Raw genomic sequence first — 26,849 nt, 5'->3', positions numbered from 1 at the left:
CACCTTTACATAACCCATAGCTTGATGACAATCAACGCCGCCAATCCAGGCAAACGGAGAAGTCCGACGAGCAGAGCCGTCACCGGGTTGATCGGGATGTGAAAGTTAGCCAACTCTCCAACCAGATTGGTGAAAAACAGCAATAATGCGCCAATCACGACTTGCATGATCCCAAATCCAATCCACCTGATCGGGCCCGTGACAGATTTGCTGGCGGCTATCACCAGCAAAATTCCAACTACAATCAGTGCTATAACCCACCCTGTAGTCATCGGCTTTTCCTCCTATGCCTGTTGGCGATTCCTCTCGCGCTTTGCTTGCGCGAGCAAATACATATACCGCTTTTCGGTCACGTGCAAATAGTAAATGACATCATCCAAACCGCCATCCGGTTCACTGATCTCCACAAGATGGCGGGCATGCTGCCAGTCCATTCGCGCCTGATTGACTGCCACATCCAAGCTCGCTTCATTCCATTCCACCACGAACCTCGCTTTTTTTCTCCACCTACTCACCTGCAAGCTTCCCCCTCAATGAAAGTAGTAAAGTACTCCTGTCATGTTGTTCAACGCATGCAGCAAAACGGCTCCCCAGATTGATTGGTACCGATGTCGAACGAATCCGAGTATAAGTCCGATGACAAAAAGCGGAGCGAACAGAGCGATATCCATATGCAAGAGCCCAAACCAGAGACTGCTCAGCAAGATACCCAAAACGGGCCCGATTCTCTGAACCAGATAAGTCTGAATCACGCCTCGAAACAAAATCTCCTCCGCAATCGGAACCAATATGCCAATGACCAGAAGTGAGGTGAGCGCCGCCAAAATATCCGTTTCTTTCGCCTGCACGATCTCTTTTTCGATCTGCTGCTCTCTCTCTGAGGACAGAGACAGTCCAAACCAGTCCGCAATCGGGTTAGTCACCACCGTATCCAACACCAGTGCAATCAAAAGAAACAGAGCAGCTAGCATCAGCAGCATCCGGCCTAGTCGTACAGGTCGGCGAACGCCGATTTCCCCCAGTCGCCCACGAAACCAAAACGGAATCAAAATCAACAGGAACAGTTGAAAAATAGCTGATTCCAATATCCCTCCGATCGTACCAGTGGAAAAGAAGGTACCTTCCAGCAAAAACCCATACAACAGTAGTACGCCTGTTTGAAAAACATGCAGCCAAGCTACAATATGCAGTACATCATTCCCTGTAAACTCGTCATATTGCCATAGCCATGACGTCGGCTGCCGTCTTTCCCTTAGCAGACTCACAATGAAACCAACGGTCGCAATGAAGCTAAATACCGTCACTGCAAATGCAAGTAATCCTAGCCATACCTCCGGTTGCCCGACGGTGGTAGCGATCCACTTTCCGTCTGCCCCCTTGTGAAAACGAATCATGGATAACTCCGCAGCAAACATGAGCCAATACCCAATAAACAGCATGATCGCCCATGGAGTGGACTTCTGTCGCCGTATCCCACTCGCAAGCGACAGTCCTGGTCCTGTCAGCATCTCCTCACGCTCCTATTTCACTGTATGTCTCGTCCATTCAAAAAAGTCCGGCATTTCTATCAAGATCGCAAAGCTTTGATCTGATCTTCTGCTACTTGCTTGAGATATTCATTTCGCGTCCGCAAAAACCGCGTCATATACGCCTCCAGGAACAACCAATCTGCGAGCTTTCCCAAAATACCCAGCGGAGATGTGTAATCAAAAATATCAATCATCCTCGTCTGATTGTCCGTTATTGGAATAAACTCATGCGTATGATGAAAACGTTTGAATGCGCCGGAAACCATCTCATCCACAAAATAGCGCGGTTCCTCCATCTCTGTGATTTTCACCGTCAAATTCTGCTTGACACCGAAGTGAACGGCTTCCCAGGTAACCGTCTCCCCTTGGTTTATCAGTCCGCTCGTTACTCCTCCGATCGCTCTCTCCTTCGTGCTGGCGGTCGATTCCATATGCAAATCAATGCTTCTGGCAGCATCGAAGCAGACCTGTCGCGGAGCATCTATCAAAAACTCCATACGAATAACTGGCATCCTGCATCCTCCTCTTGAAACGAAAAAAAGACAGGCAGCCCCCGTCTTCTTCTCTCTATATCGTACTCTAGGATGGTATTTTTAAAATTTCCTTTACAGGTCGCGTCTGCCTTCCAATGCTTTGGTCAGCGTCACTTCATCGGCGTACTCCAAATCTCCACCGACTGGCAAGCCATGGGCGATACGCGTCACGCGAATGCCAAAAGGTTTAATCAGCCGGGAAATGTACATCGCTGTCGCTTCCCCTTCGATATTCGGATTGGTCGCCAAAATGACTTCCTTCACCTGCTCATCACTGAGGCGCTTCAACAGGTCAGGAATGCGAATATCTTCCGGACCGATCCCATCCATAGGAGAAATTGCCCCGTGCAAAACGTGATAATACCCTTCAAACTCTCTCGTCTTCTCCATCGCTACCACGTCACGCGGCTCTTGCACCACACAGATGACTGAACCGTCACGGCGTTTGTCTCGACAAATATGACATGGATCGAGATCGGTAATATTGTTGCAGACCGAGCAATAATGAAGCTGACGCTTGGCATTGACCAATGCTTTTGCCAGATCAAGCACGTCGTCCTCTTTCATATTGAGCACAAAAAAGGCAAGCCGCCCAGCCGTTTTGGGACCGATGCCGGGCAATTTCATAAAACCATCAATGAGCTTTGAGACCGGTTCTGGATAAAACATCGCCTACTCCTCTTTTCCTGCCCAATTTTTAGAACAGGCCTGGGATGTTCATGCCTCCGGTAAACTTGCCCATTTCCTTGCCTACCATTTCATCGGCTTTGCGCAGTGCATCGTTCACAGCAGTGAGGACCAGGTCTTGCAGCATTTCTACATCCTCAGGGTCTACTACTTCCGGCTTGATCACGATGTCTTTGATTTGTTTATGTCCATCGATTTTCACAGTGATAGCACCGCCACCAGCAGAGCCTTCCACGATTCTCTCTTTCAAGCCTTCTTGCGCTTTTTGCATTTCTTCCTGCATTTTTTTCACTTGCTTCATCATTTGTTGCATTTGCTGCATGTTTTTCATTGAGGTATCCTCCCTAAATGGTTATGGTTGTATGATTTAGTCTTTGACTTCAACAAGATCTTCTCCGACGAGCTTGATGGCTTCCGCCAAAAATGGGTCCTCTTCCGGCTCATCAGAAGCGTCCTTTTGACCAACCTGCTGGTCTACACTTTGCCACTCTTCCTCCATGACAGACAAGAGCTGCAAGGGCCTGCCCAGCACCGTAGACATAACGCGCTCGATCACGCTCCGAAGCTCTGCCTCCATCGTCTTATCGCAATGGATGGCACTGTTGAAGGTTACGACAACAGCTTCATTGCCGGCAGCTACCGGTTGACCATTGACTAGCCAAGCCTGGTACTGAATCTTGATCTTTTTCAGTTCGGTCAAAATTTGACTCCACTGCCCGCGCACCTGTCTCGTCAAATTCTCATCCATGGCCTTCGCGACTTCCCTGACTCTATTCATCGGGGTTCGCGAACCACCAGAAGCCGCAGCTATGCGCCTTGGCTCGTTCTTGCGCGTTTCTTCGGCCTTTTGCTGGCCGGGAATGCTCACCTGACCTTGCATCACTTGAACCAAACGCTCTTCCAAAACGCGGATACGATTGGACATCGCGGTCAGTTCCTCGCTGTTAACGGGTGAGGCTCCCATAGATTCCGTCGCATTCGCATTAGGCTGGCACATTTTGACAAGCGTCAGTTCAACCAGCACCCTTGCATAGGTCGACCATTTTAATTGCGACAAAGCCTGATTGCAGGTCTCAATCGCTGCATAAAGCACCGGAAACGAGTACAGCTTTGCAACCTCTGCAAACTGATCATCAATCATGGTCCGCTCGACAATCTCTTCCAACTGCGGCGCTGTCTTCAATAACAGCATATCGCGGTAATAATAGAGGAAATCGTGCAGGAACTGCTCCGGGTCTTTCCCTTGCACCATGACTTTATCAAATTGCTCCATGACCTGCGCAATATCATTTTCGGCAATATGTCGCGCAAGCACAGAAAAGTAAGATTGGGCAACTGTGCCCGTAATCTGCATAATATCACTAGCACGAACCTCGTCCTTGCTATAGCTAATCGCTTGGTCCAACAAGCTAAGAGCGTCACGGGCTCCACCTTCAGCCATCTTCGCTACGAGCTGCAGGGCCTGCTCCTCCACCTGCACCCCTTGTGATTGGCAAATCCTTTGCAAAAGATCGACCATCACTCTCAGAGGAATTCGGTGAAAATCAAAGCGCTGGCAACGAGAGATAATTGTAGCTGGCAGCTTGTGTGGCTCTGTCGTCGCCAAAATAAAAATGACGTGGGACGGCGGCTCTTCGAGGGTTTTTAACAAAGCGTTAAATGCCTCTGTCGTCAGCATATGCACTTCATCGATGATGTACACTTTATACCTGACGTCACTCGGGGCAAATTTCACTTTGTCGCGAATGTCGCGGATCTCTTCAACACCACGATTGGATGCCGCGTCGATTTCCAGCACATCCGTTACAGAACCGTTGGATATGGCTCTACACGTATCGCATTGATTGCATGGCTCACCATCTATGGGCTGCTCGCAGTTCACTGCTTTCGCCATAATTTTGGCTGCACTTGTTTTTCCCGTACCTCGGGGACCGTTGAATAAATAGGCATGGGACAGCCTATTTTCGCGTAAAGCATTACGCAAGGTTGTCGTAACATGCTCTTGTCCGACTACGTCTTGAAAAGTCTGCGGTCGGTATACGCGGTATAGCGCGGTATAAGCCATGTTCGTGTGACACTCCCCATCTGCACAGTCCTCTTCTATATCCTATTCAGTATACACGATTGCCACCGTTCATACAAAGTGAACGGGCAAGTCTCACTTAAAAAACGCCCCGTTCACAATTGTGCGGGACGCATTCTACTCCTAATACGGCAGCATGATATGGAAGGTGGTCCCAAACCCTTTGGAGGAGACACGGATTTGACCGCCAATATCGTGAATGATTTTTTGGCAGACAGACAATCCGAGCCCAGTCCCTTCCTCTTTTGTCGTAAAAAACGGATCAAATATCTTATCAATAATGTAAAGCGGGATGCCCGGACCTGAATCGTGAATATCGATACTGACTTTGTCGCCATCCTGATCGAAATGATGGGAAATCCGAAGCGACCCTTGCTCTCCCATTGCTTCTATTCCGTTTTTGCAGATATTAATAAACACTTGCTTCAATAGCTCGTTATCCCCGACGACCATTGGAAGCTTACCGCAAGAGGCAAACTGAACATCAATTCCGTACAGATTCGCCTGTGACACGACGATCGGCAAAATTTCCTCAAAAACGGTATTTAAATCGACCATGGAATATTGAATATTACGTGGCTTGCTCAATAGTAGGAATTCACTGACTAAAGAATTGATGCGATTGATTTCGGTGAGCATGATTTCGGTGTACGTTTTCTCCCGCTCCATGCCGCTGTCAGCGAATGACTTGAGGAACATTTGCAGAAATCCTTTGATCGAGGTGAGTGGATTACGAATCTCATGTGCTGTACCAGCAGCAATTTGCCCGATCATCGCCAAGCGTTCATTCCGCTCGAGCTTTTGGGCGAAGGATCGCAGGTTTGTTATGTCTTTGAAAAGAATAAACGCCCCCACTGTTTTCCCTGACTCGTCTTGGAGTGTATTGGCGTCGACAATCAGCTCATAGCGTTGGTTGTCATTGGTCCAGGAAGTCGCGACATTTTGCAGCTTTACGCCTTCCAGCAGTTCTTTTTTAATGAACCGATGCGGTTCGGGAATGCCGCTAAATACTTGATCGACGTGCTTATTGATGACGTCCAGTCTCTCCATACCCAACAGCTTGCACGCAGTTTGACTGGCTTCGATAATGATCGATTTCTCGTCGAGGATAAACAAGCCCATGCTTGTATCATAGGTCAGTTTGGTCAGCAGTCGCTGCGACAAAAGCTGATCGCTTTCTTTTAGGAGTTGGGGAAAATGAATCATGTACAGAAGTTCTTCTGCTTGCTGTGCCATGATCATGACAGGTGTGCTCCTGCATCTTCCCTGTTTATCACACCATTCCAGTTCAACCTCGCCTTTGGTTCCCACTTCTTCTTCCTTTCGCAAATATTCCTCATACATGAGCTCTATGGAGCCTCGATGGGGAAGAAGAGAGCTGATAGGCTGATTGACAAGTTGATCGCGTGAATATCCGGTTACACGAAGCAGTTGTTCGTTGACCTCCACGATACTACCCGCTTGATTCACCAATAAAACGGCAGTAGGCAGTTGATGCATGAACCGCTGCAATCGACCGGACGAGCCAACGAGATGTAACGAAGAAAGTGCACCCATAGCTTGTCCCTCCTGGCCTATGACGTATTTTGAAAGGAAAGAAAGAAATCCTTTCCGCCTATTATGAAAATTCGTGAAAATACCCGTAAAACCTTCATTCTATCTACACGAAAAGCATGGAAATGTTTCGCTAGTTATCGTCAAATTCCAACAAAAAATAATTGGATCGTAAAATAAACATAAATAAAAATAGCATGCTTCCCTTCGGAAACATGCTACCTGTCATTCGTGATAAGTACCGTGCACCTATCTTCGATAATTCTTATCCGAGCGTTACTTATGGTAGCAGCTCAGAACAGGCTACCCTGCGGCACACGCGATGATCCACTTATGGCTGCTTCCTTCCGGACCTGACCAGATTCATGGGTTCGCGTTGCACAGGACCCGCTCCTCAACACCGCCGCCATAAGGCAGCCTCACATAAGAAAACCTAGGATAGGAATTCAACCCTGCTATTGCGGATTGCAGGTTACAGGGCACCGCAACCTCCCCGTCTAGCACGGTAGAACTAGAATACCAAAGTTAGTAGCCGATAGCAAGGAGTAAACCTATCCAGTGCTAGGAAATCTCTCTATCCTTACTAACTCTTCCCTTGCAATCCGCCGATTGTGTTATCTGAATAGCTCCATCCTCAAAAGCCTTCTTAAAAATCGAAACAATAGATGGGTCGAACTGTGTTTCTTGGCATCGCAGAATTTCTTCGTATGCGTCATTTGCTGATATGGCTTTGCGATAGGAACGTGTAGATGTCATCGCATCAAACGTATCTGCAACGGCAAGAATACGCCCGATCAGCGGGATTTCTTCTCCTTTGAGCTGATCCGGGTAACCTTTTCCATCCCATCGCTCATGATGATGCCTTACTCCTGAACTGATATGAGACAGGTTTTCTATCTGCTCCACAATTTTTCCACTGATGATGGAATGAGTTTTCATGCATTCATACTCGTCAGGCGATAGCTTTCCTGTTTTTAAAAGGACGTGATCAGGAATGGCTACTTTACCGATATCATGCATTAATCCAGCATAACGTAAATCATCTCGTGAAACGGCAAGCTGCTCCTGTTGCTGTAAATAATCGTAAATGATAAGGGCATAGTGTGTAACTCGTTCTGAATGTCCTGCTGTATAAGGGTCCTTCATCTCTACGGCTAAGTAAAAGCTGCGAACGATTTGATCCAGGCTCTGTTGCGAATACTCCCGCTCCCGGGTAATTAACGAATGCATTTGTTCTGCCATAGTGTTGAACTTATTCTCCAGTAGCGTTATTTCTTTCATCCCTTGTATCGGGACGCGTATGGAAAAATCACCTTTCAACAAGGAGTCAGTAGCGGATACCAAGCTATAGATCGGCTCACCAATCCATTTTGATAAACGATGAGCCACATAACAGGCAAATAAAACAACGATAAAAATGGTGAAAAAAAAGATGAGGTTCAATCGTTGTAATCGTTCATTAATCCCCTCTCTCGGCAACCACTCAAAATAAGCAGCACCGCTTTTTTCAGATACTTGACGGTATACGTAAATGTCTTTTCCTTCGATGAGCAAAGAAAAGAGTCCTTTTTCATTGGATTGTTCCCACTGATTGCGTACCATTTCATAATGAGGAAGCCCCGAAACATGATTTCCAATCATAGCTTTATCGGTGTGAACCATAATGGTTCGGGAGGGGGAAAGGACCATCATGCCATACTCTTTTGGAACGACGTAGGTACGGATCCAGTCAGTCAGTTTATCCAGATCGATTTCCACCAATAAAAGTCCCGTAGCTTCTGGATTCGAACTCTCCAGGCGCTTCTCGAGAAAAAATGATCTTGGATACTTTTCTTGCTCCCTTTTGGTAAGAAAATCTACCCTGCTTTCTCCGGTTCCCCATTGCTCTCGTTCCATAAATTGATTATCCGCACTCCAGCTCTTATCTTCGTGTAAGGAGAAAACTCTTCCATCCTCACCGAGAAAAACAATATTGCCTACCACGTTTTGATTGCGGGAGAAACGCTCAAATAGATTTTGGACGGCTTGTTCCTGCGATGGCCATTCACGCCGGATACCATTTTTATTTCCTTCGACAAAAGATGGTCCATCTGTTACACGCACAGTCAGCCTAATCGCCAATTCATCGGTATCCTTTTGGATAGACTGAAAAAGAGACAGAAGTCGTTCATCGACGAGCCCTATATTCGCATCCATATTCGTCTTGTACAGCTCAAATACTGCCTCTTTGGCTTGATCATAAAAAAGGAAGCAAATAAAAATAGTAGGCCCCAGAATCAATAGTAAAAATGTGGAAAACAATCGATCCCTCCACTTTAGGTACACAAGCCTCCCCCTTTTTCTAAGCTGTTCACCAAACCTATAGCTACACCATTTGTAGTGGGTACGATTATATAGTGTCACTTCACTATTTCCCGCTGGGATCAATCGTAAACCTTTGTTCGAACCAAAAATGGAATCTTTTTCATCCATAGACAAACGGACGCTGTCGTAATATTCTAGCTAAGAATTATTATCGTATGTGAGGAGATGCATCAGATGAGATACATCCTCCTGGTTTTTCTCGGAGCATGTAGTTACGGCATACTATCAACCATCGTAAAGCTTGCCTACAAGCAAGGCTATTCCCCCGCAGAAGTAATTGGTGGGCAAATGTTTTTGGGCTTTGTGCTGACCTGGATACCCGCGCTTTTCTTCCTGCGGACCAAGCCTCCCCTTCGCCAGTTGCTACTATTGATCGTCGTAGGTCTGACAGTCGGTTCGACGGGAATTATGTACTACAATGCCCTGCAATATATCCCAGCCTCGATCGCCATTGTCCTTTTGTTTCAGTTCACATGGATGGGCGTACTGGTTGAAGCTGTGATGACTCACAGGATGCCTGGAAAGGAGACGATTTTTTCCCTCCTCTTGCTGTTGACAGGAACCCTTCTTGCAGGGGGAATTTTTGAGAGTGGTGGATTGGCCCAATTTCATATCATGGGTGTCATATTCGGTCTTCTCTCTGCCGTCTCTTTTACGTTGTTTATTTTGTTCAGCGGGAAAACCGCCATTGCTGTTAATCCGTGGATTCGTAGTTCCAGCATGGCGACTGGCTCTGTTTTGTTGGCCAGCCTGATTTACCCACCCGTTTTTCTATTCAACGGAGCATTGTTGGACGGGTTGTTTCCATACGTATTTTTGCTCGCCTTCTTCGGTATTTTCATCCCGACGGTTTTTTTCAATTATGGTATGCCGCACATCGGACCGGGGATGGGAGCTATATTAGGAGCAGCTGAGCTACCTATGGCTGTGCTCTCCTCTTATGTCATTCTGAATGAATCTGTCTCTATACTCCAAGTGAGCGGTGTCGTGATCATTTTACTCGGAATCATCTTCCCGGAATGGCTGCGCCAGCGAAACATTCGAAGAAACAGGGTTACCTCATAATTGTTGTCCAAAGCCCATCCATTGTGCCTCGTACATATGGACGGGTTTTTTATGATAAAAAGCAAAAAACCTCTGCTCCACGCAGAGGGTTGTTAACTTCAATCATTATTCCATTCGGGTTACTCTTTTCGATCACGCTCGATCATCAGAGGCTGTGGCGCAGTTGCCATGCTTTTTTGTTTTCTCCAAACAGTAAATCCATAATAAGCAGCAGCAATGAGAACCAGTACGCCTAAGACAGAAAAAATGACGGTTCGATTATTCAATAAGGCCACATAGGAAGTAAGCATCTCCACTTTGTTTCCCATAAAATGACCGAGCAAAAACAAGATCAATGTCCATACAAAGCCGGTTGTGTACGAAAACAGGGCGTACCGTGGAAACGTCATTTTCCCGATCCCGACCAAGTAAGGAACCACATGCCTGACGACAGGAAAGAAATAGCTGATACAGAGAGCGTAGCTTCCGTAACGATCGAGCAGCGACTGCGCTTGATCTACGTACTTGTTCATTCCTTTTTTTCGACTAATCCAGTTCAATGCAGGTGCACCTAGCCATCTCCCGAGCACATACCCCAATGACAACCCAGACACAACCCCCAAATAGGTCGCAATAAATGCAGGAAAAACATGCAGAATCCCCATCGAGGTCAGCACTCCCGCAGACAGCACGATTACCTCGTCTGGAATCGGCATACCAACAATCCCTAGCCATAACATAAAGAAAAGAGCAAAATAGCCAAACTGACCCACAGACTCGGACAGCATATCGACAATCATTTAAAAATCCTCCTAGCCGACACCCTTGCCATCATCCTTCCGGCAAATGTAGACAAAGGCAGGTGGCAGATTCAATGGAACCATTTTCACCGATACTTGCTCAAATACAGAGGAAAGCTGCTTTTTCATTTGCAGCGAATATTGAAAGGCGACAAATACTCCGCCTGGTTTTAGCGCATGATATACCTGATCCATGATTTGATCGCGCAGCTCTTGTGGGAAGTTGGCAAACGGCAATCCCGACAAAATACAGTCGGCTTTACCTAACCCCGCTTCCGTAAGAACCCGATTCAAATCTACCGCATCTTCGTGGAATCGTACATCGGGAAATAGTGGTTCCAACCTTTTGCGCATCTTGGTCTCCTTTTCAAAGGATACCAGTACGGCTTCGGTTTTTTTCTTTTGCTCGATCCACTTCGTAAAAATCCCCGTTCCCGCTCCTAATTCCACAATTGTATGTGCTTGCTCCCAGTCGATGGGTGCAACCATTTGTTTACAAAGCGCACGGGAGCTAGGAGTAATACTGCCTACTTGGCCAGGTGACCGCAAAAAATTATAGAAGAACATCATCCGATCCTTCATGCTAGATGGATGATGGCAATCGATCATCATGTCTATATACTCCCTTCTCAGTTCTTACTTATCCAATATCATATCCAAAAAACATTACGAATTATCTACCAAAAACGAAAGATTTTCTTACTACTATAACAGTAAACGAATGGAAATAAAAATTCCTCCGTCTATAGTCGGAGTATATAATCACGCTCATGATGGTTTTTTGAGTGATTTCTATACGTTACAATGACAGTAGATCAAGTTTTACATCTAATCAAGGAGGACTTATTTATGGATTATAGAGGTGTAAAAGTCATCACGCACGCTAGCACATTTTTTGCACCGATCCTTGTGCCCATTCTTGTCTGGCTACTCGTACAAAATCGTGACGCCAAAAATATGGCGCTGCAAGCTTTGGTGTTCCACATCATTATGACGGTGCTTATCGCTATTTCCTGGTTCTTCGCCTTCTTGTTGATTGGGATTCCGTTCCTAATTGTGTTTGGACTGATGGCGATCTACTACCCGGTTAAAGGTATCATTTATTCCTTAAATGGACGCCCGTTTTCCTACCCATTCGTCGGTGGGATTGGCCGATAATCTCGATACACAACAAAGACCAGCTATCCTTTAATAGGAAGCTGGTCTTTGTATTCAGGTAGGGCCTAATTCCAATTGAGATTAGGAGCCTACTGTGAAGCGCTCATTTTGATGCTTCGGATTTTCGATTTCATCGAGCATCGCCACTGCGTAGTCAGCATAGCTCACATAGCTCTGTCCGCTAGCGTTCACTAACAGATGGTCTTTTCCGAGTCTGTACGCGCCTGTTCTCTCCCCTGCTGGGTCAAAAAAGGCAGATGGACTGATATACGTCCATTGAATGCCGTTTGACTCTTCCAATACACGCAAGTACTCACCATGCTTTTGTGCAGTTGCCAAGTAAGCCTTAGGGAAATCAGGAGTTTCTACAAGGCGCAGTGTTTTGGCTTCATCAACAAACAAACTGCCTGCACCACCTACAACGAGCAAACGTGTAGAAGGAGCACCCTTCAACGCTTCAATCAGTGCCTTCCCTGACTCGACGTGCAGATGCTCTTGACCTGCTGGTGCGCCAAAAGCGTTCACGACTACGTCAAAGCCGTTCAAATCTGCGGCTGTCAGGTCAAACACATCTTTCTGAATCACAGCTACATCTTTTTGCTCGATTTTGGATGCATCACGCACAATCGCTGTCACTTGATGACCACGATCCAACGCCTCTTTCATAATCACCTTACCTGCTTTACCGCTTGCTGCTACAATTGCAATTTTCATGATAATATTCCCTCCGTTTTGTATGTTGTTGATGTAACTTAATTAGTTACAACACTCTCAAAAAGTATAGGCGTTTGTCGCATCGCCCTGTTGTAATCATTTTAGTTACAACAAAAAGAAATGTCAACCCTGTTTTTTTATCGCAGTAAAAAAGCACCTGGGTATTCAAACCTACACCAGGTGCTAGCTGTTACTTCTTTTTCGTCGGACCATTCCAGGTAATGAACCCGCCTTGCAGATGGGCCATCTGCGGAATGCCGTGTTTCTTTAAAATTTTTGCTGCCTGCTTGCTACGCATCCCGCTCCTGCAGTACAGCAATATATCGTTTTTGCTGGAAATTTCTTTTGCACGTTGGTCGAGCTGAGACAAAGGGATGTTCACCGCTGATGGAATGTGACCCGCTTTGTATTCGTGCGGCTCACGTACGTCGATGAGGAGTACCCTGCTTTTTTGGTTGACCCGTTCCTTGAACTGATCTGACTTGAGATTTTCCAATCCCTTCACAGGAACGAAGCGAGAGATGATATACCAAATAATGACCGCATAGGCGATCAGCAAAAGAATCGTAGTGAAACTCATAGGAAGCTCCTCTCCAAAATCGGTTTAGCGACTCTTGACCAAAAGCTCTACGGCTTCTTTCACCAGCTTGCTCGTGTCTCCCCCAGTAGCCTGCTCCTCTAGCAAACAGCGTTGCAGGTTTTCCGCTACAATCTGGGCAATCGCCTTGTCTGAAGCGTTGCGAACGGCAGAGAGCTGTGCTACTACGTCTTTGCAGTTTTTCTGGTCGTCCATCATTTTCAGTACACCGCGGACTTGTCCTTCGATTCGTTTTAATCGTCTTTTGATATCGTCACTGTAGTTGTAATCCATATGAATTCCTCCTGCTTGGAACTACTTTACATACAGGTATCTTATGCGAAATACAGGCAATGTCAAGCGAAGCGCCTACGTGAGCTGTTTTAAATAAACAGGTTTACTTTTGCCTGTGTCGCATCCCCCAAATAAGCAGCTACACCTGCATACTCCATTCCGTCCAGCAATTCTTCCTGCTTGAGGCCGAGCAAGTCCATCGTCATCGTACAAGCGACCAGCTTCACCCCCTGCTCCTGAGCCAGCTCGATGAGTTGCGGAAGCGTCAGGGCATTGTGCTTTTTCATGACATGCTTGATCATCTCTGGCCCCATGCCCATCATGTTCATTTTAGACAGTCCGAGCTTCTTGGCGCCTCTTGGCATCATCCAACCGAATGCTTTTTCAAGCAAACCCTTTTCTACCTTCACGATCTCGTCTTTGCGCATGGTATTTAGTCCCCAGAAGGTGAAAAAGATCGTGACATCATGATCGTAAGCCGCAGCTCCGTTCGCAATAATAAAGGCCGCAATCGCTTTATCCAAGTCACCGCTAAACAACACAATTGTCGTTTTTTCTTTTTGTTTTTCCATGTAAGAACACTCCTTAGAAATACTTATACTTGTATAGGTATAAAAATAAGCGAAAGAAGCTTTTGCCAAGAAAAGCATCTTTCCTTATAGAATGTCACTCCAAATCTTGATCGCCGTTCCACAGATCAGCACAATCAGGCCATAACGCAAATATCTCACATCGCTCTTGGCGCTGACCATACTGCCCACCGGCGCCCCCAAAACACTTCCGATGACCGTATACAAAACGGGCAAGAGCGGAATTTGCCCACCCGACAGCTTCCCGATCACACCACCTATTGCGGAGATGAATACAATAGCCAAAGATGAGGCAATCGTCACCCGCGTAGGTATTTTCAGCACGGTCAGCATGATCGGAATGAGGATGAACGCTCCCCCTGCACCGACAATCCCAGATACGATTCCTACGGCAAACGCTGCACCAGCAGCAATGAAGCGGTTATACGCAACTTCCCCTGCTGCCTCTTCTGTCCCTCTATTTTTCACGAGCATCAAAATCACGGCGATGATCGCCAGTATCCCGTACACCACATTGATGCTTTCATTCGACAAGTATTGGGAGAGAGCTGCACCAATCAGGCTGCCCCCCAAGATGCTTCCCCCCATATCTCTGACGAGTCCTTTATGAATCAGGGGCGAGTTTTTCCCGTTTCTTTTGCGGAAAGCCAGTACGCCAGACAGCGACGCGAAAAACACTTGAAACATCGATATCACCGAAACTTCCTGGGCGGAAAACTGAGCCACCCCTAGTGCCGGTGGGATAAACAGAAGCATCGGATAGCTGATGATCGCTCCGCCAATCCCGAGCAATCCGGAAAAAAAGGAGCCGACAAAACCGAGAGAGACCATGAGCAGAAGCAGCAAAACGTCCATATATCCTCCTCGCATTCCTACCTAACACATCGGAATGCTCAACCCTCTTTTCAAACGAGTCAGCATCAAGTAAAATTAATCCCAAGTAAATAACTGTGAATAAGGTGATTTAAATGGTCCGCTTTTTCAAATCCATTTTTCAGCATCGGTGCCCCACCTGCCAAGAACCTTTGCGCTCACACAAAAATGCCTTGTTCAGTGAAAAGCAATGCCCAAATGGCCACTACAAAGAAGAAATCTATACGCACCTTGGCGTACGTATCGTTTATGAAAATCAGGAGTAAGCGAGCACTAAACGAACGTTAGCGGCTTGGTCCAAAAGTGCTCGCTTCTGTCTCCCTACAGCTTTTTCACCAAAAATTTGTACACACCGTTCTCAACCTCATGGGAAACCAGCTCATTCCCGGTTTGCTTGACCCAAGCGGTGAAGTCGTTCAAAGAGCCTTTGTCTGTCGAGAGTACTTCCATGGTTTGACCGGATTGCATTCCGTCCATTGCTTTTTTGGCTTTGACGATTGGCATCGGGCAAGCCAGACCTTTTGTATCTACCACAAGATCCGCCATTTTTCATTCCTCCTGTTATATAAGCGCGTGATCAAAAGACGATTTTTTGAATTACCTTTTCGTTATTTATCGTGAATGGCGCAGCGATTTGGCCCTACTTCCATCTCTTGTTGTTCCTCTTCGCTCGGTTTTAATTTCCCCATGTTCACTTGACGAATCTCTTGATACGCATTCGGCTGCGGCGGCAAATGATGCGTAACGATATGCCGGAATTCACTTTCATCCCCAATCGTTAGCCCTGGATTGTTGCGATACAAATCACCCAAACGGGCGGATACGACACCCATCGAACCAATCTCCGTGTAGCTGCCAAAATGAGCAGGCAACACGAGTAAATGCTCGGGAAGCTCTTTATATCGATTATACAAGGTGTTGTGCAGGTCTCCCACCCAATCTTCTGCTTTCCCGGCCAAATCCGGGCGCCCGATCGAAGCGACAAACAAACTGTCTCCCGTGAGAAAAAACGTATCATCGACAATCAGTGACGTACTCCCGATGGTATGTCCGGGGGAATAGATCGGCAGGATCGCGATTTTGGTTGCCCCCACTTGGATTTCTTGCCCTTCCTCTAGCTTACGATAGGAATACGTAACTTCTTCCGCATCTTTTTCTGGAAGCCAATACGACGCATCGAGCTGATCTGCCAGCTTCTTTCCACCGGAAATATGGTCGGCATGCAGATGGGTATCGATGGTGTGCTTGATCGTCCATTGATGCTTGGCTGCAAATGCTTCGTACACATCCGTCATTCGCAATGTATCGACGACAGCCGCTTCTCCTCCTGATACGACCATGTAAGACAAGCAGCCTTTTCCAATGCGGACAAACTGATAAATCGCACCGCCATCACGGAGGTCTCCCACCTTCACTGGCTCCAGATGCTCACTCCACGCTTTCATTCCACCTTGCAGGTAAGAAACGTCTGCAATGCCCGCTTCTGCTAGCATCTCTGCGACAAAAATGGACGAGCCCTCTTTTGCACAGACGACCAACACTTTTTGATTCACAGGGATTTTCTCCAGAACACTCTCCACCCCATCCAGCAAATCAAAGTAAGGGATGTTCATGCTCACTACTCGATGCCCTTCGATTCTCCAATTCTCGTAATCGCTCGTATTGCGAACGTCGAGAATAAACAATTCCTCCTGCGCAAAAAGAAGCTGCGTTAGCTCGTGTGCTGTCATCGCCTTTACGCCTGTTTGTTGTTCCATCATCTTTCTCTCCCCCTTATTGTTTTTCTGCCGGGCCATTCCAGCCAGACATACCCGGTACTACATTGGTGATATTGGTAAAACCTTTTTCGGCCAGCAACTGACAAGCCATGTCGCTGCGCTTGCCAGATCGGCAGATGATGTAAATGTCGTCATCGGGCTGTAATTCATCCAAGCGCTGCTCTAATACTCCCAGGGGTATTGAAATGGCTATAGGAATGCGGTGAAAAGCGTACTCCGCCGGTTCTCGCACATCAATGAGCGTCAGCTTCTCGTTGGCTTCCAGCTTTTTTTGCAGTTCTTCATTAGAAATGGTCCGCAAGAAATTCGTCTCCTCTTTCACCTCATGGGTACTCGCTTTTCGCAGGAAATGCTTCCACACTTTCCCTTCCTGAACCGTACCCAAAAATTCATGCCCGGTATTAGTTGCCCAGCTCTTCAGGTCAACCAATGACCCTTTATCCGTCGCCTGTACCTCCATCACTTGACCCGGTAACATCTCTTCCATCGCTTTTTTTGTGCGTACGACAGGCATTGGACATGCCACCCCTTTGCAATCTACTGTTTTATCAGCAGAAAAATTCGATTGTACAGACATGCTGTCTACCTCCTACGTTTTTGAATGGAAATGTGATCGATCAATTTTATACGTATACCCCTATGGGTATTATAATATGCCCCTCGTTTCTCTTTGTCAATAGTCGAAACGTGACCGACCCACTCTTTCATACGTATCTTCTTACAAACGAACTTGTACCAACATGGAGGCGCCCAATGAAACTAGCTGACCGGATGAAGGAAAAGAACACGAAGACAACAGAGCTGTCAATTTGGGGACCATACTTACGGGAAGAATGGGAAAAGCATTTTGCGAGCCATCTGACCGAAGAGGATAAAGAGAGGATTTTTCTCAAAAATAAAGACGGCTACCAGGGGTATCTGTGGCATTTATTCAGCAATAAGCTGAGGGATTGTCTTGAACGAGAGGAAGCGGATGAGGCCTTTCAGCAGGTAGCCCATGAGTCGTACTATGTGTTTTACCAGCTTGCTAACGAAGTGCTGATCTTGGAAAATGCTGCGAGGTTTTCTGTCGCGGACTTGGAAAAGGAATACGATGTGTACGTCGTGGATAAGGACTTTACGTGGACGTATGTGAAGACCCATGAAACCAAGTGGTGTGGGCCTTATTTTTGTAGGAAATAGGATGAGGGAAACAAAGAGAGGAAGCATTCGGATACCTTTAGGGGTATGCGTTATGCTTCCTTTTTGGATGGATGAGCTGATTATCGTTGTTGGAGATACTGCAAACTGTTTACCATGATCTCTTTGAAAGGGGGAGCAACAATTTCTTGTCCCCATAATTTTACCCAGAGGTCTGTATTCGGGTTATCAACAGCTATGTAAACCAATAGCTTTGGATCATCGCTTGGTGCAAATCCGATAAACGAATACGTATATTTTCCTTCGATAATGTTTCCTTGCTGGTCGCGTTTCTCTGCTATTCCTGTGCGCCCAGCGACTGCATATTCTTTTATGGAAAAGGCTGTATCTGAGCCTGGTTTGTTTTTTACTATCACTTCTAAAACTTCTCGAACCTGTTTGGCTGTTTCTTCTGATATGACTCGACGCCCTTTGTCAATGTGATTCCGCTCCTCCCTCGTGACATGGGGTTTCATCAATTCACCCCCGTTGGCGATGGCCCCGACAGCAGCTACTTGTTGAATGGCAGAGGCAGAGCCCCCAAGTCCATAAGCTGCCATTGCCTTATCATAGGGAGTATCCATGTTAGGTATCTTTCCAGGCTGTTCATTGATTTGTTCGATGCCGGTTTTCGCTCCAAAACCGAACCGTTCATAATATTGCTGCAACGAATGATTGGATATCTGTTCACTGAGCTTGGCAAAAGCAACATTGGAAGAACGTTGGATACCTTCTAAATACGTAATCTGCCCCCACCCTGCACCATTATTGTGGTCTTTTATAAACTTGCCCGGGGTAATCTCGTAGGTGCCAGACTCGTAAGTCTCGTTGTCCTCATACTTCCCCTCTTCAATAGCAGCCGCCAACGTCACGATCGGAAATGCGGCCACAGGATCTGGTTTCGCTTTTACTATGTCTGGAACCCGGTCATTGGCATCCTGTTTTTTCAGATTCATCCCAAGAATTTCTCCGGTATTTGGATCGGTAACGATTACCGTCATATTTTCGGGCTGATAAGCTTTGTTGGTCTTATGTATCGCTTCTTCTATATACTCCTGAATTTGTGAATCGAGGGTCAGAACCTTATCTGTTTGGGATGTCGGTCCTGCGGCTTGTGCCTTTTGATCCTCCTCTATATTCATCTGCTGTGCGCTCGGCACGGCCTCCGAGGGCATCCACTGATACGCGATAAACAATAAAGCAAAGGAAGCAAATGCGCCTCCAATTACCTTGGCATATTTTTTGCGCTTTTTCATTTGTACGAGTAGCTCCCTTTCTCGACGGATATGACTCGCGATATCACGTCGTTTGTCCTCGTCCAGCTGAAGCGACGGAAATGCTTGCAGCACTGTGCTTATCTCTTTTTCTTCAAAAGATGGCGTCATGTAGATTGACCTCCCTGCCGCTATTGCCCATTTGTTTTTGCAATTCCTTGATAGCTCGATGGAGCGTCGTGCTGACTTTTGCTTCACTCCAGCCCAAGATTTCTGCTGTCTCTGATGTAGGTATTCCCTCTATCAGCCGCAGGATGAGAACCTCCCGATACGTGCTTTTGAGGTGATTCATCGCTTCATAAACTTCTTTCAATTGTTCCTTTAACACCAATGCCTTCTCAGGTGTGCGTTCTTTGGAAGTGAGGAGTCGGAGGACGTTTTCGGGGAACCAGTCCATCATTTTTTGCTTTCGCCTATAATCAATCGCTGCATGGCGTGCGATAGTCAGAAGCCATGTCTTGGGCTGTGCCCTTCCTTCATAGCCAGATAAGGCTTTAAGCGCCTTTGTAAAAACCTCCTGGACTAAATCCTCGACATCTCTACGTCCGGTAAAATACGCGAGGTAATTGTAAATATCATTTCCGTATTGCTGGAACCATCGCTCTATTCGGTCATCGGAATCCATTCGTACGCTCCTTTATGAAGTTTGTATCTTATTAGACGCAAAATTAAAATTTGCTTACAGTTTTTGTGATATAAAAAAGAAAATGCCGGCCCACTTGAGCTATTATCTCGGGGGACAGCACCTTTTGGCGATAGAAATTGGCTATCAAACAAGTGGAGGCGTTCAAAAATGGAAGAAAAGAGTATTCGAGAAATTAGGGTCACGGATTATCATGGTATTTATTTGTTAAACCTAGACTTTAACCCGAATCTGCATCTATTTACTGAAGAAAAAGTAAAAGAGAAGATTGAAATCATCACAAAGAAAACAAACGACATCATCTTTGTGTGTGAGCAAAACAACGAAGTAATCGGATATATCCATGGAAGTCCCTATGAATTGCTTTTTTCCGACTCTTTCGTAAACGTCCTAGGGTTTGTTGTGAAAGAAAAGGATAGGAATCAAGGTGTAGGTAGCATGTTGATTGAACATCTTGAAGAGTGGGGAAAGAAGAATGGATTTTCTGGGATGAAACTGTTGTCCCACCCGAGTCGCATACATGCTCACAGGTTCTATGAACGACGTGGCTATCGATTTACAAAGGATCAGAAAAATTTTATAAAAAAGTTCTAAGCTAATGAAAAAACGCTTCTCCTGCCGCCCAGGGCAGCAGAAGAAGCAGTCTAATGTTTTAATCTATACTTTGAACTTGTTAATCTGCTCCTGAAGCTCCTCAGCCATCTTGGAGAGGGAACCCGCAGACGAAGCGATCTCCTCCGTGGAAGCCAGCTGCTGCTCCGTAGCGGCAGAGACGTTATTCACGCCGCCCGATGCTTCTTCCGCAATCGCTGAAATCTTCTCCACGTAATGGACGACCTCGTCCGTGCTTGCCGCCATCTGTTCCGCGCCTGCGGATACTTCCTGAATCTCGCCCGCGACCTTGTTGACCGCATTCGAGATGTTCTCAAATGCCTGTCCAGCTGCTGTGACAATCTCCATGCCGCTTTGCGTTTCGTCGCTGTTCATTTTGACTGCCTCAACCGCCTGCCTTGTATCATTCTGGATCAGCTGCACCAGGTCAGTAATGCGCTGCGCAGACAATGAGGATTCCTCGGCCAGTTTCCGAACCTCTTCGGCAACGACAGCGAAGCCGCGGCCATGCTCTCCAGCTCTTGCGGCCTCAATCGCCGCATTCAGTGCTAGCAGGTTCGTCTGACTCGCCAAATTATTAATGACCTCGGTGATCGTTCCGATCTCTGCCGAACGTTCTCCCAGTCCCGTAACCAGCTCCGATAGGGATGTGATAGAATTACGGACAGTATTCATCTGTTCGACCGCTGACTTGATGATCATATTTCCTTCCGCAGACTGGTTGGCTGCGTCAACGGCCGATATCGATACGCTCTGTGCCAACTGTGCGATCTGTTCCGAACCCAAAGCCATTTCGCCCATGGCCTGAGAGGAACGCTTGACAATATCCACCTGCTCGGAGGTACCCGTAGCCAATTCCTCCACTGTTAGGGTAATTTGCTCGGATGCCTTCGCATTTTGCTCTGCGCTGGCTAACAGTTCTTCCGACGAAGCTGCTACTTGCTCAGAAGTCGTAGCTACTGATTCAATCATAGCGCGCAGATTCGCCGTCATCGTGTTGAAGGATGCCGCCAAGGTGCCCAGCTCGTCCTTGTTACGCAGCACAATCGTCTCGCCCGTTAGATCGCCACTCGCAATCCGGACAGCGGCCTGATTTATTTGCTGGATTGGCTTTGAGATGATATGTGCCATGAAGAAGGCGATAAGCAGCGCAATGGCCGCCGCTACGAAAGTAGTCACAAGAATGATGACAAACGCTTGCTGGGAAAGCTCCGAAGCGCTTTGACTAACCTTTCCGGCCCCCTCATTGTATATATCGATTAATTTGACAATATTATCATTGGCCGTGTACCACAAAGGGTAGGCCGCGCTATGTAACTTACTTGCCTCATCATATTTGTTTTCTCTGCCCAACTTCACGAACGCAGGCATTTTTTCCAAATAAGCATCGTATTTGGTGTTAAACTCTTCAAACAGATTGACAATCTCACTGCCTTCCGCATTGCTGGCATACACAAGCGTCTTCAGTTGTTTCCGTTCATCCTCAATCTTGGCAAGCAGTTGATCCAGAGCCTCCTTCTGCTTCGTGAGCTCCTCCTCGTTCTGTTCAACGATAATGTTGAGCGCAAGACGCTCCACGTCGGAAATGTCTCCATTCACCGTGCCAAGCAGGGTTACCGCTGGCATCCATGACTTATCGATATCCCCGGATATCATGGTCAAATCTCTGATCTGGCTTAATGCAAATGTACTCACAAATGCTAGGAGCGCAACAACTGTAAGAAACCCCGCCAGTAATTTGGTGCGAAGTGTAAGCCCTGTTTTTCCTGTTGCATTTCCCAACTTGCCGCTCATAATCCCCACTCCCCCAGCTACAAATAAATAAAATATATAATATATCTAATTAATATATCGTCATATAACACAATGAAGTATAGAGTGAAAACCGAATTTTATTGTTTATACATTAACAAAATCTACGGCTTTAAGTACGACTAAAAATTGCTTCATGCTTTTGCAACACGGCTGTAAGGGGTAATTATTGTTAAACCCTCCTGCTCAGCCATGTAGACCAGTATACTCAAGAATTGATCAAGGGTTTTGGAATGAAAAAGAGGGTATCTCAAAAGTCGATTTTCCGACTTAGAGACACCCCCTTTTTCTGTGAAACATTATATACAGGCAGAGCTGATGTTGAAGTATATTCTTGCCAAAAAAAAATGGAAGCATATCTCCGCCTCATCGGCAAAAATATGCTTCATTCTCTTCTATCGAAGAATCTAAGCGGAGAGAGTGGGATTCGAACCCACGCACGCCTCACGACGCCTAACGCATTTCGAGTGCGTCCCCTTATGACCACTTGGGTATCTCTCCATATTTGGTTTGTCAGAAACATTACTTACTATAGCAAAATACAGTCAAAAATGCAAGAGTCATTCCTTTGCATGCCCCTTGATTTGCGCGGCTCATTAGGCCAAACTAATAACAGCACACACGATTGGTATCCGATCAGAAGAAAAGCGAGGAACATATATGAAACGTGAACGTTTGGACAAGGTGCTGGCCAATATGGCAATCGGCACGCGCAAGGAAGTGAAAGCATTAGTGAAACAGCGACTGATCGTCGTAGACGGCGTTGTCGCAACAGACCCGGGGATGCATGTCATTGCCGAGGAACAAGAAATTCTTGTGGATGGAGAACCGCTAAACTTTAAGCGCTGGGTATACGTTTTGCTGAACAAACCGCCTGGAGTCGTTTCTGCTACAGAGGACAATGTCCATGAAACCGTAGTGGACTTGCTCCCGTACGAGTGGGCAATCAAGGTGCACCCGGTGGGCCGACTGGATATTGACACAGAGGGTCTCTTGCTCTTGACCAATGACGGTCAGCTCTCCCATAGCCTCTTGTCCCCGAAAAAGAAAGTGGACAAGGAGTACTTTGCCCGCATCGATGGCCGGGTCACTGAGCACCATGTACAGGAGTTTGCCAAAGGCGTGGAATTAGAGGACTTCACTACCCTGCCGGCCAAGCTGGAAATTATCTCTTCGGGAGAAACATCAGAGATTCGCGTCACCATCATGGAAGGAAAGTTCCATCAGGTAAAGCGGATGTTTGCTGCCTTCGACCTGCAGGTCACCTATCTGCAACGGATTCGTATGGGCCCCCTTCATCTTGACCCGTCACTCGCCCCTGGTGAGTATCGCGAACTGACCGAGGAAGAGCTGCACATGCTGCAAAATGTAAACAAATAAAAACCGCCTGCATGCAGACGGTTTGTCCAGACAGCCCGGTCATTCCTGTACCGGCTGTCTTTTTTTGCGCAATCCACGAAAGAAGTCCTTGAGCATCTGCCCGCATTCCTCTGCAAGAACGCCCTCTATGACTGGCACCTGATGGTTGAAGCGCGGTTCTTCAAGCAGGTTCATTAATGTCCCGGCACAGCCCGCCTTCGGATCGCGAGCGCCATACACGACCTGTTCGATGCGGCTTTGAACGATTGCACCCGCACACATTGGACACGGCTCCAACGTCACGTACAGCGTACACCCAATCAAGCGCCATCCACCCAAACGTTCACTTGCCTCCCGTATCGCGATCAATTCCGCGTGCAAGGTAGGGTCTTTTTGTGTTTCCCGCAAGTTGTAGCCGCGACCGACGATTTCCCCTTCGCGCACGATGACCGCACCGATCGGAACCTCGCCAATCGCAGCCGCTTTCCGGGCCTCTTCCATGGCTTGTTTCATATAATAATCATGTTCATTTGCTTGTATCACGTTTCCCTAAAGCTCCTTCAAAAACAGTCTTTCGTCCCGAACAAACGGACCCTTTTACTCAAAAAAGTGGATTCAAGAAGTTTTTGTCCCTACCCGTTCACATACTATCTGAGAGATTACATACATTAATGATGTAAGGAAGAAGTATGCAAATCATTGTTAGCCTCTTTCTGGAGGGATGTGAGTGGGCTTAACCTCTGCAAATACGTTATTTGATCGCTTTCACAGTCCGACTAGAGGTCTACTGGCAAAAGAAGAAGTGTTTTCCCACATCGAACATACCATCTCATCAATAGGTGGTCCATTTGAAATTATTGTGGGGGCCGACTCTCAATTAAAAAGCCGCGGGACTTTTTTTGCCCTTGTTATCACAGTGATCCGTCCCGGGCATGGGGGTACCTTCTTTTATCACAAATTTCAGGAACGCCGGTACTCATCCTTGCAACAGCGTATATTTCAGGAAGCGATGTACGCAGTCGGACTTGCCACAGAAGTACGCCAATATTTGCGGGACCACCACTTAGATACTCCCATCCGCCTGCATTTTGATATCGGCACGAATGGTCCTACCCGTAAGTTTATCCAGTCTTTGTTGAGCTTAGCAGAAACCAATCACTTTCGTGCCGAGATCAAACCGAACTCCTTCTGTGCATCTACGATTGCCGACAAGTACACCAAGTGACAAAGCGAGCGGATTGCTAATGAGGCGTCCGCTTGGCTTTGTTTTGCCCTTATCCTGTCGGTTCAAACAATTCGGGACAGGCTGCTGGTTCTCCTGCCCGCCGTGTTTTTCCCGTTCACAGAGTGATTGACAATGTACGAGACGTGAGCTATTATAAGCTTTAATTGAAGCGTTTTCACAAGGCGTGTTACTGGTAATGCAGGCATGAGCCGAGAAGATCTTTTTCTTGTTAAAAAGGTTTTTTCGGCTCTTTTTTCTGATTAACGTCATGGTTCATCGGCGTTTTTCATTAAATTGGATGTGACCGCTTGCGGTAAGCAAAAACGGTCATGGACCGTTTTTGTCTATCTAAAGGTGGTGGAATGGATTGTCCCGTGAAAAGGAAAAAACGTACGCTATTACGCGTGTGTTGAACCATAACGTCGTACTCGTGGAAGAACCCGGATCTGGACAAGAAATTGTCCTGTTCGGAAAAGGAATCGGATTTGGTGCAAAAACAGGGAATACCATCCCCGCCCATGATTTGCGAGTGGAAAAGCGCTTCAGGCTCGAAAATGAAAATCATCAGAAGCAGTATCAGAACATCCTGAGCCAAGTAGATCCTGCTGTCGTAGGAATTGCGGAAGAAATCATCGCTCTCATTGCGAGTGAGATCACGCCAGAATTGAACGAACACGTCCACGTTGCCTTGCCTGACCATATCCAGTTTGCCATCTATCGGCTCAATAACGGGATGGAGATCGTGAATCCGTTCTTGTTCGAAATCCAGACGCTGTACACGAAGGAGTACGCACTGGCGAACCGGGCAGCGGATATGATCAAAAACGCATTCGACCTGGACATTCCCGATAGTGAAATCGGATTTCTGGCCTTGCACATTCATTCCGCGATTAGCTACGTCCCAGTAAAAAAGGCAGTCCAATTCACCAACATCATCACCGAGTTGGTAAGCCTGATTGAAGAGCGAACAGCCATTACGATTGAACGCAGTACCATTGATTACGTTCGTCTCATCACCCATTTGCGCTTTGCCGTTGAGCGCATCCGTCAACAAAAATTCATCAAGAACCCGCTTCTGGACCGAGTCAAAACGACCATGCCAGAAGCCTATCAATTGGCAACAGAGCTGGCTCAATACATCTCCACCCGTCTCGAGATTGCTGTACCGGAAGACGAGGTTGGTTACATGGCTCTGCACCTTTATCGCTTATTACAACAAAATTAAATCATAATCCTGCGTGTTACTAGCTCGACTAGGCATGAGCGGTGAGATCATACGGACATAGTAAGTATGTCGTCGTATGAATTCAACCGTCTCATGCCTTTTTTGGTTCAGACGCAAAAGGAGGATACTATGCTACGCAGTCTTTTTTCCCGGAAAAAACAACAACAAGAGGTAACCTTTCTTGCACCATTAACAGGTACCGTACTCCCTCTGTCCGAGGTTCCTGATCCTGTGTTCGCAGGTAAAGTCGTCGGTGATGGTGTAGCGATTCTGCCAAGCGCAGACACTCTCGTCTCCCCTGTCGATGGAAAGGTAACGCATCTTTTCCCTACTCACCATGCTATCGGGCTGTCGTCTGAAAGTGGTCTTGAGATATTGATGCATATTGGAATCGACACCGTGAAATTAAACGGGAAAGGCTTTACCCCATTTGTCTCTGTTGGCGATCAAGTAAAAGCTGGCGACAAGCTCATCCAATTCGACAAGAGTGTACTGGAGGATGCGGGTTGTCCGATCGTAACACCGATCGTTATTACAAACGGTGAAATGGTTGCTGAAAAAAACGTAGTGGCAAAAGCAACTGTGCAAGCAGGTCAAGAGCCACTGATGACTGTCGTCTTAAAATAAAGCGAAGCGCATGGTTGAGGGAGGTAGAGGTACAACATGGTTCAATTTGAAGTAACCGTCAATGTAGAGGGCGGGCTCCACGCGAGGCCAGCAGCTCTACTCGTGAATTGTTCGTCGCAATCTCAGTCAAAGATTACGCTGAGCAAAGGGACAAAACACGCAGATGGCAAAAGCATTCTCGGCATCATGACACTGGGTGTCACCCAAGGTGACACCCTGACCGTTCAGATCGATGGAGCGGATGAACAAAACGTAGCCACTGCGATTCAGCAGCTATTGGAGCAATCCTCGTAAATCATACCGTGTAAACGACGG

At 46.8% G+C, this 26,849-nt stretch carries 32 protein-coding genes, 1 tRNA gene and 1 other RNA gene; 9 read left to right on the top strand and 25 right to left on the bottom strand.

The window, feature by feature from the left end; genetic code table 11:
* Positions 1–5: 5 nt before the first annotated feature.
* The 10 genes from KB186_RS22050 to KB186_RS22005 all read right to left on the bottom strand — a co-directional run bounded on the left by KB186_RS22050 (position 6) and on the right by KB186_RS22005 (position 8,711).
* The gene (locus KB186_RS22050; RefSeq protein WP_007719887.1) at positions 6–272 is read right to left on the bottom strand and encodes a pro-sigmaK processing inhibitor BofA family protein; all 267 of its coding nucleotides are present in this window, start codon (positions 270–272) and stop codon (positions 6–8) included.
* A gap of 12 nt (positions 273–284) precedes the next feature.
* The gene (locus KB186_RS22045; RefSeq protein WP_012683849.1) at positions 285–515 is read right to left on the bottom strand and encodes a DUF2508 family protein; all 231 of its coding nucleotides are present in this window, start codon (positions 513–515) and stop codon (positions 285–287) included.
* 15 nt (positions 516–530) lie between these two features.
* Complete coding sequence (locus KB186_RS22040; RefSeq protein WP_173612113.1) at positions 531–1,508, bottom strand: CPBP family intramembrane glutamic endopeptidase; 978 nt, start codon at positions 1,506–1,508, stop codon at positions 531–533.
* Positions 1,509–1,567: 59 nt separating this feature from the next.
* The gene (locus tag KB186_RS22035; protein ID WP_232774376.1) at positions 1,568–2,041 is read right to left on the bottom strand and encodes an SRPBCC family protein; all 474 of its coding nucleotides are present in this window, start codon (positions 2,039–2,041) and stop codon (positions 1,568–1,570) included.
* Positions 2,042–2,134: 93 nt separating this feature from the next.
* Complete coding sequence (gene recR / locus KB186_RS22030) at positions 2,135–2,731, bottom strand: recombination mediator RecR (protein WP_232774375.1); 597 nt, start codon at positions 2,729–2,731, stop codon at positions 2,135–2,137.
* 28 nt (positions 2,732–2,759) lie between these two features.
* The gene (locus KB186_RS22025; RefSeq protein WP_026134079.1) at positions 2,760–3,071 is read right to left on the bottom strand and encodes a YbaB/EbfC family nucleoid-associated protein; all 312 of its coding nucleotides are present in this window, start codon (positions 3,069–3,071) and stop codon (positions 2,760–2,762) included.
* 45 nt (positions 3,072–3,116) lie between these two features.
* Positions 3,117–4,814: a DNA polymerase III subunit gamma/tau gene (gene dnaX / locus KB186_RS22020; RefSeq protein WP_173612115.1), complete on the bottom strand. Its 1,698-nt coding sequence runs from the start codon at positions 4,812–4,814 to the stop codon at positions 3,117–3,119.
* Positions 4,815–4,955: 141 nt separating this feature from the next.
* The gene (locus KB186_RS22015) at positions 4,956–6,389 is read right to left on the bottom strand and encodes a PAS domain-containing sensor histidine kinase (RefSeq protein WP_173612116.1); all 1,434 of its coding nucleotides are present in this window, start codon (positions 6,387–6,389) and stop codon (positions 4,956–4,958) included.
* 238 nt (positions 6,390–6,627) lie between these two features.
* Positions 6,628–6,892, bottom strand: an RNA gene (ffs, locus tag KB186_RS22010) — signal recognition particle sRNA large type.
* Positions 6,893–6,947: 55 nt separating this feature from the next.
* On the bottom strand, positions 6,948–8,711 hold the full coding sequence (locus tag KB186_RS22005) for an HD-GYP domain-containing protein (RefSeq protein WP_173612117.1): 1,764 nt from the start codon (positions 8,709–8,711) through the stop codon (positions 6,948–6,950).
* A 213-nt stretch (positions 8,712–8,924) separates the two neighbouring features.
* On the opposite strand from KB186_RS22005, the gene KB186_RS22000 reads away from it, so the two are divergent.
* A complete protein-coding gene (locus tag KB186_RS22000) occupies positions 8,925–9,815 on the top strand; it encodes an EamA family transporter (protein ID WP_232774374.1) in 891 nt (296 codons plus the stop codon).
* 119 nt (positions 9,816–9,934) lie between these two features.
* On the opposite strand, the gene KB186_RS21995 is transcribed toward KB186_RS22000, so the two are convergent.
* Both KB186_RS21995 and KB186_RS21990 read right to left on the bottom strand, forming a co-directional pair.
* Positions 9,935–10,594 (bottom strand): DedA family protein, encoded by a 660-nt coding sequence (locus tag KB186_RS21995; protein ID WP_173612119.1) that lies wholly within the window; start codon positions 10,592–10,594, stop codon positions 9,935–9,937.
* A gap of 12 nt (positions 10,595–10,606) precedes the next feature.
* Positions 10,607–11,206 carry a class I SAM-dependent methyltransferase gene (locus tag KB186_RS21990; RefSeq protein WP_221868223.1) on the bottom strand — a complete coding sequence of 200 codons (600 nt, stop codon included), beginning with the start codon at positions 11,204–11,206 and terminating at the stop codon, positions 10,607–10,609.
* Positions 11,207–11,443: 237 nt separating this feature from the next.
* On the opposite strand from KB186_RS21990, the gene KB186_RS21985 reads away from it, so the two are divergent.
* The gene (locus KB186_RS21985; protein ID WP_221868222.1) at positions 11,444–11,752 is read left to right on the top strand and encodes a DUF4870 domain-containing protein; all 309 of its coding nucleotides are present in this window, start codon (positions 11,444–11,446) and stop codon (positions 11,750–11,752) included.
* A gap of 81 nt (positions 11,753–11,833) precedes the next feature.
* On the opposite strand, the gene KB186_RS21980 is transcribed toward KB186_RS21985, so the two are convergent.
* From KB186_RS21980 to KB186_RS21945, 8 genes are all read right to left on the bottom strand, one after another.
* Positions 11,834–12,466, bottom strand: coding sequence for an NAD(P)-dependent oxidoreductase (locus KB186_RS21980; RefSeq protein WP_232774373.1), 633 nt, complete (start codon positions 12,464–12,466; stop codon positions 11,834–11,836).
* A 190-nt stretch (positions 12,467–12,656) separates the two neighbouring features.
* Positions 12,657–13,046: a rhodanese-like domain-containing protein gene (locus tag KB186_RS21975; protein WP_221868221.1), complete on the bottom strand. Its 390-nt coding sequence runs from the start codon at positions 13,044–13,046 to the stop codon at positions 12,657–12,659.
* A 24-nt stretch (positions 13,047–13,070) separates the two neighbouring features.
* Entirely contained in the window at positions 13,071–13,337 is a 267-nt protein-coding gene (locus KB186_RS21970; RefSeq protein ID WP_173612124.1) for a metal-sensitive transcriptional regulator, read from the bottom strand.
* Positions 13,338–13,426: 89 nt separating this feature from the next.
* Positions 13,427–13,909: a DsrE/DsrF/DrsH-like family protein gene (locus tag KB186_RS21965; RefSeq protein ID WP_232774372.1), complete on the bottom strand. Its 483-nt coding sequence runs from the start codon at positions 13,907–13,909 to the stop codon at positions 13,427–13,429.
* Positions 13,910–13,993: 84 nt separating this feature from the next.
* Entirely contained in the window at positions 13,994–14,782 is a 789-nt protein-coding gene (locus KB186_RS21960) for a sulfite exporter TauE/SafE family protein (protein WP_232774371.1), read from the bottom strand.
* 339 nt (positions 14,783–15,121) lie between these two features.
* On the bottom strand, positions 15,122–15,346 hold the full coding sequence (locus KB186_RS21955) for a sulfurtransferase TusA family protein (RefSeq protein WP_173612126.1): 225 nt from the start codon (positions 15,344–15,346) through the stop codon (positions 15,122–15,124).
* A gap of 62 nt (positions 15,347–15,408) precedes the next feature.
* Positions 15,409–16,560, bottom strand: a complete 1,152-nt coding sequence (locus KB186_RS21950; protein WP_232774370.1) for an MBL fold metallo-hydrolase — start codon at positions 16,558–16,560, stop codon at positions 15,409–15,411.
* A 13-nt stretch (positions 16,561–16,573) separates the two neighbouring features.
* Positions 16,574–17,155 carry a sulfurtransferase TusA family protein gene (locus KB186_RS21945; RefSeq protein ID WP_232774369.1) on the bottom strand — a complete coding sequence of 194 codons (582 nt, stop codon included), beginning with the start codon at positions 17,153–17,155 and terminating at the stop codon, positions 16,574–16,576.
* Positions 17,156–17,331: 176 nt separating this feature from the next.
* Here KB186_RS21945 and KB186_RS21940 point away from each other — a divergent pair, with 176 nt between their 5' ends.
* A complete protein-coding gene (locus tag KB186_RS21940; protein WP_173612129.1) occupies positions 17,332–17,760 on the top strand; it encodes a DUF4275 family protein in 429 nt (142 codons plus the stop codon).
* 80 nt (positions 17,761–17,840) lie between these two features.
* Here the strand turns inward: KB186_RS21940 and KB186_RS21935 are convergent, their stop codons facing one another.
* Together KB186_RS21935 and KB186_RS21930 are read right to left on the bottom strand one after the other, a co-directional pair.
* The gene (locus tag KB186_RS21935) at positions 17,841–19,142 is read right to left on the bottom strand and encodes a penicillin-binding transpeptidase domain-containing protein (protein WP_232774368.1); all 1,302 of its coding nucleotides are present in this window, start codon (positions 19,140–19,142) and stop codon (positions 17,841–17,843) included.
* Complete coding sequence (locus KB186_RS21930) at positions 19,126–19,656, bottom strand: RNA polymerase sigma factor (protein ID WP_221868216.1); 531 nt, start codon at positions 19,654–19,656, stop codon at positions 19,126–19,128. Before KB186_RS21930 ends, KB186_RS21935 begins: the two co-directional genes overlap by 17 nt.
* A 168-nt stretch (positions 19,657–19,824) precedes the next feature.
* Between KB186_RS21930 and KB186_RS21925 the strand changes: the two genes are divergently transcribed.
* A complete protein-coding gene (locus KB186_RS21925) occupies positions 19,825–20,268 on the top strand; it encodes a GNAT family N-acetyltransferase (protein WP_232774367.1) in 444 nt (147 codons plus the stop codon).
* A 63-nt stretch (positions 20,269–20,331) separates the two neighbouring features.
* Here KB186_RS21925 and KB186_RS21920 read toward each other — a convergent pair whose 3' ends face one another.
* Together KB186_RS21920 and KB186_RS21915 are read right to left on the bottom strand one after the other, a co-directional pair.
* A complete protein-coding gene (locus tag KB186_RS21920) occupies positions 20,332–22,080 on the bottom strand; it encodes a methyl-accepting chemotaxis protein (RefSeq protein WP_221868214.1) in 1,749 nt (582 codons plus the stop codon).
* Positions 22,081–22,510: 430 nt separating this feature from the next.
* Positions 22,511–22,599 (bottom strand) — tRNA-Ser (locus tag KB186_RS21915).
* A gap of 159 nt (positions 22,600–22,758) precedes the next feature.
* Here KB186_RS21915 and KB186_RS21910 point away from each other — a divergent pair.
* The gene (locus KB186_RS21910; RefSeq protein WP_048035529.1) at positions 22,759–23,478 is read left to right on the top strand and encodes a pseudouridine synthase; all 720 of its coding nucleotides are present in this window, start codon (positions 22,759–22,761) and stop codon (positions 23,476–23,478) included.
* 39 nt (positions 23,479–23,517) lie between these two features.
* Here the strand turns inward: KB186_RS21910 and tadA are convergent, their stop codons facing one another.
* On the bottom strand, positions 23,518–24,000 hold the full coding sequence (gene tadA / locus KB186_RS21905; protein ID WP_173612134.1) for a tRNA adenosine(34) deaminase TadA: 483 nt from the start codon (positions 23,998–24,000) through the stop codon (positions 23,518–23,520).
* A gap of 184 nt (positions 24,001–24,184) precedes the next feature.
* Here tadA and KB186_RS21900 point away from each other — a divergent pair, with 184 nt between their 5' ends.
* The 4 genes from KB186_RS21900 to KB186_RS21885 all read left to right on the top strand — a co-directional run bounded on the left by KB186_RS21900 (position 24,185) and on the right by KB186_RS21885 (position 26,828).
* Positions 24,185–24,682, top strand: a complete 498-nt coding sequence (locus tag KB186_RS21900) for a ribonuclease H-like YkuK family protein (RefSeq protein WP_056496045.1) — start codon at positions 24,185–24,187, stop codon at positions 24,680–24,682.
* Between the two features lie 367 nt (positions 24,683–25,049).
* On the top strand, positions 25,050–25,907 hold the full coding sequence (gene glcT / locus KB186_RS21895; protein ID WP_173612136.1) for a glucose PTS transporter transcription antiterminator GlcT: 858 nt from the start codon (positions 25,050–25,052) through the stop codon (positions 25,905–25,907).
* 129 nt (positions 25,908–26,036) lie between these two features.
* Positions 26,037–26,534 (top strand): PTS sugar transporter subunit IIA, encoded by a 498-nt coding sequence (locus KB186_RS21890; RefSeq protein ID WP_173612137.1) that lies wholly within the window; start codon positions 26,037–26,039, stop codon positions 26,532–26,534.
* Between the two features lie 36 nt (positions 26,535–26,570).
* Complete coding sequence (locus KB186_RS21885; protein ID WP_221868213.1) at positions 26,571–26,828, top strand: HPr family phosphocarrier protein; 258 nt, start codon at positions 26,571–26,573, stop codon at positions 26,826–26,828.
* The last annotated feature ends 21 nt before the right edge of the window (positions 26,829–26,849 follow it).

Origin of the sequence: Brevibacillus sp. AF8 (genome assembly GCF_021270385.1) — a bacterium.
Taxonomy (GTDB): Bacteria; Bacillota; Bacilli; order Brevibacillales; family Brevibacillaceae; genus Brevibacillus.
Note: the sequence above shows the minus strand (reverse complement) of the source record. Positions and strands in the feature narration are given on the sequence as shown.

Coding starts and splice junctions, on each gene's coding strand:
- KB186_RS22040 (WP_173612113.1), bottom strand. CDS start 1,508: ATGCTGACAGGACCAGGACTGTCGCTTGCGAGTGGGATACGGCGACAG.
- KB186_RS21990 (WP_221868223.1), bottom strand. CDS start 11,206: ATGATGATCGATTGCCATCATCCATCTAGCATGAAGGATCGGATGATG.
- KB186_RS21955 (WP_173612126.1), bottom strand. CDS start 15,346: ATGGCGGATCTTGTGGTAGATACAAAAGGTCTGGCTTGCCCGATGCCA.
- KB186_RS21940 (WP_173612129.1), top strand. CDS start 17,332: ATGAAACTAGCTGACCGGATGAAGGAAAAGAACACGAAGACAACAGAG.
- KB186_RS21910 (WP_048035529.1), top strand. CDS start 22,759: ATGAAACGTGAACGTTTGGACAAGGTGCTGGCCAATATGGCAATCGGC.
- recR (WP_232774375.1), bottom strand. CDS start 2,731: ATGTTTTATCCAGAACCGGTCTCAAAGCTCATTGATGGTTTTATGAAA.
- KB186_RS22050 (WP_007719887.1), bottom strand. CDS start 272: ATGACTACAGGGTGGGTTATAGCACTGATTGTAGTTGGAATTTTGCTG.
- KB186_RS21985 (WP_221868222.1), top strand. CDS start 11,444: ATGGATTATAGAGGTGTAAAAGTCATCACGCACGCTAGCACATTTTTT.
- KB186_RS21980 (WP_232774373.1), bottom strand. CDS start 12,466: ATGAAAATTGCAATTGTAGCAGCAAGCGGTAAAGCAGGTAAGGTGATT.
- KB186_RS21995 (WP_173612119.1), bottom strand. CDS start 10,594: ATGATTGTCGATATGCTGTCCGAGTCTGTGGGTCAGTTTGGCTATTTT.
- KB186_RS21930 (WP_221868216.1), bottom strand. CDS start 19,656: ATGGATTCCGATGACCGAATAGAGCGATGGTTCCAGCAATACGGAAAT.
- KB186_RS21950 (WP_232774370.1), bottom strand. CDS start 16,560: ATGATGGAACAACAAACAGGCGTAAAGGCGATGACAGCACACGAGCTA.
- KB186_RS21960 (WP_232774371.1), bottom strand. CDS start 14,782: ATGGACGTTTTGCTGCTTCTGCTCATGGTCTCTCTCGGTTTTGTCGGC.
- KB186_RS22025 (WP_026134079.1), bottom strand. CDS start 3,071: ATGCAGCAAATGCAACAAATGATGAAGCAAGTGAAAAAAATGCAGGAA.
- KB186_RS21945 (WP_232774369.1), bottom strand. CDS start 17,155: ATGTCTGTACAATCGAATTTTTCTGCTGATAAAACAGTAGATTGCAAA.
- KB186_RS22000 (WP_232774374.1), top strand. CDS start 8,925: ATGAGATACATCCTCCTGGTTTTTCTCGGAGCATGTAGTTACGGCATA.
- dnaX (WP_173612115.1), bottom strand. CDS start 4,814: ATGGCTTATACCGCGCTATACCGCGTATACCGACCGCAGACTTTTCAA.
- KB186_RS21925 (WP_232774367.1), top strand. CDS start 19,825: ATGGAAGAAAAGAGTATTCGAGAAATTAGGGTCACGGATTATCATGGT.
- KB186_RS21890 (WP_173612137.1), top strand. CDS start 26,037: ATGCTACGCAGTCTTTTTTCCCGGAAAAAACAACAACAAGAGGTAACC.
- KB186_RS21935 (WP_232774368.1), bottom strand. CDS start 19,142: ATGACGCCATCTTTTGAAGAAAAAGAGATAAGCACAGTGCTGCAAGCA.
- KB186_RS21885 (WP_221868213.1), top strand. CDS start 26,571: ATGGTTCAATTTGAAGTAACCGTCAATGTAGAGGGCGGGCTCCACGCG.
- KB186_RS21920 (WP_221868214.1), bottom strand. CDS start 22,080: ATGAGCGGCAAGTTGGGAAATGCAACAGGAAAAACAGGGCTTACACTT.
- KB186_RS22015 (WP_173612116.1), bottom strand. CDS start 6,389: ATGGGTGCACTTTCTTCGTTACATCTCGTTGGCTCGTCCGGTCGATTG.
- KB186_RS21975 (WP_221868221.1), bottom strand. CDS start 13,046: ATGAGTTTCACTACGATTCTTTTGCTGATCGCCTATGCGGTCATTATT.
- KB186_RS21965 (WP_232774372.1), bottom strand. CDS start 13,909: ATGGAAAAACAAAAAGAAAAAACGACAATTGTGTTGTTTAGCGGTGAC.
- KB186_RS22035 (WP_232774376.1), bottom strand. CDS start 2,041: ATGCCAGTTATTCGTATGGAGTTTTTGATAGATGCTCCGCGACAGGTC.
- KB186_RS21970 (WP_173612124.1), bottom strand. CDS start 13,337: ATGGATTACAACTACAGTGACGATATCAAAAGACGATTAAAACGAATC.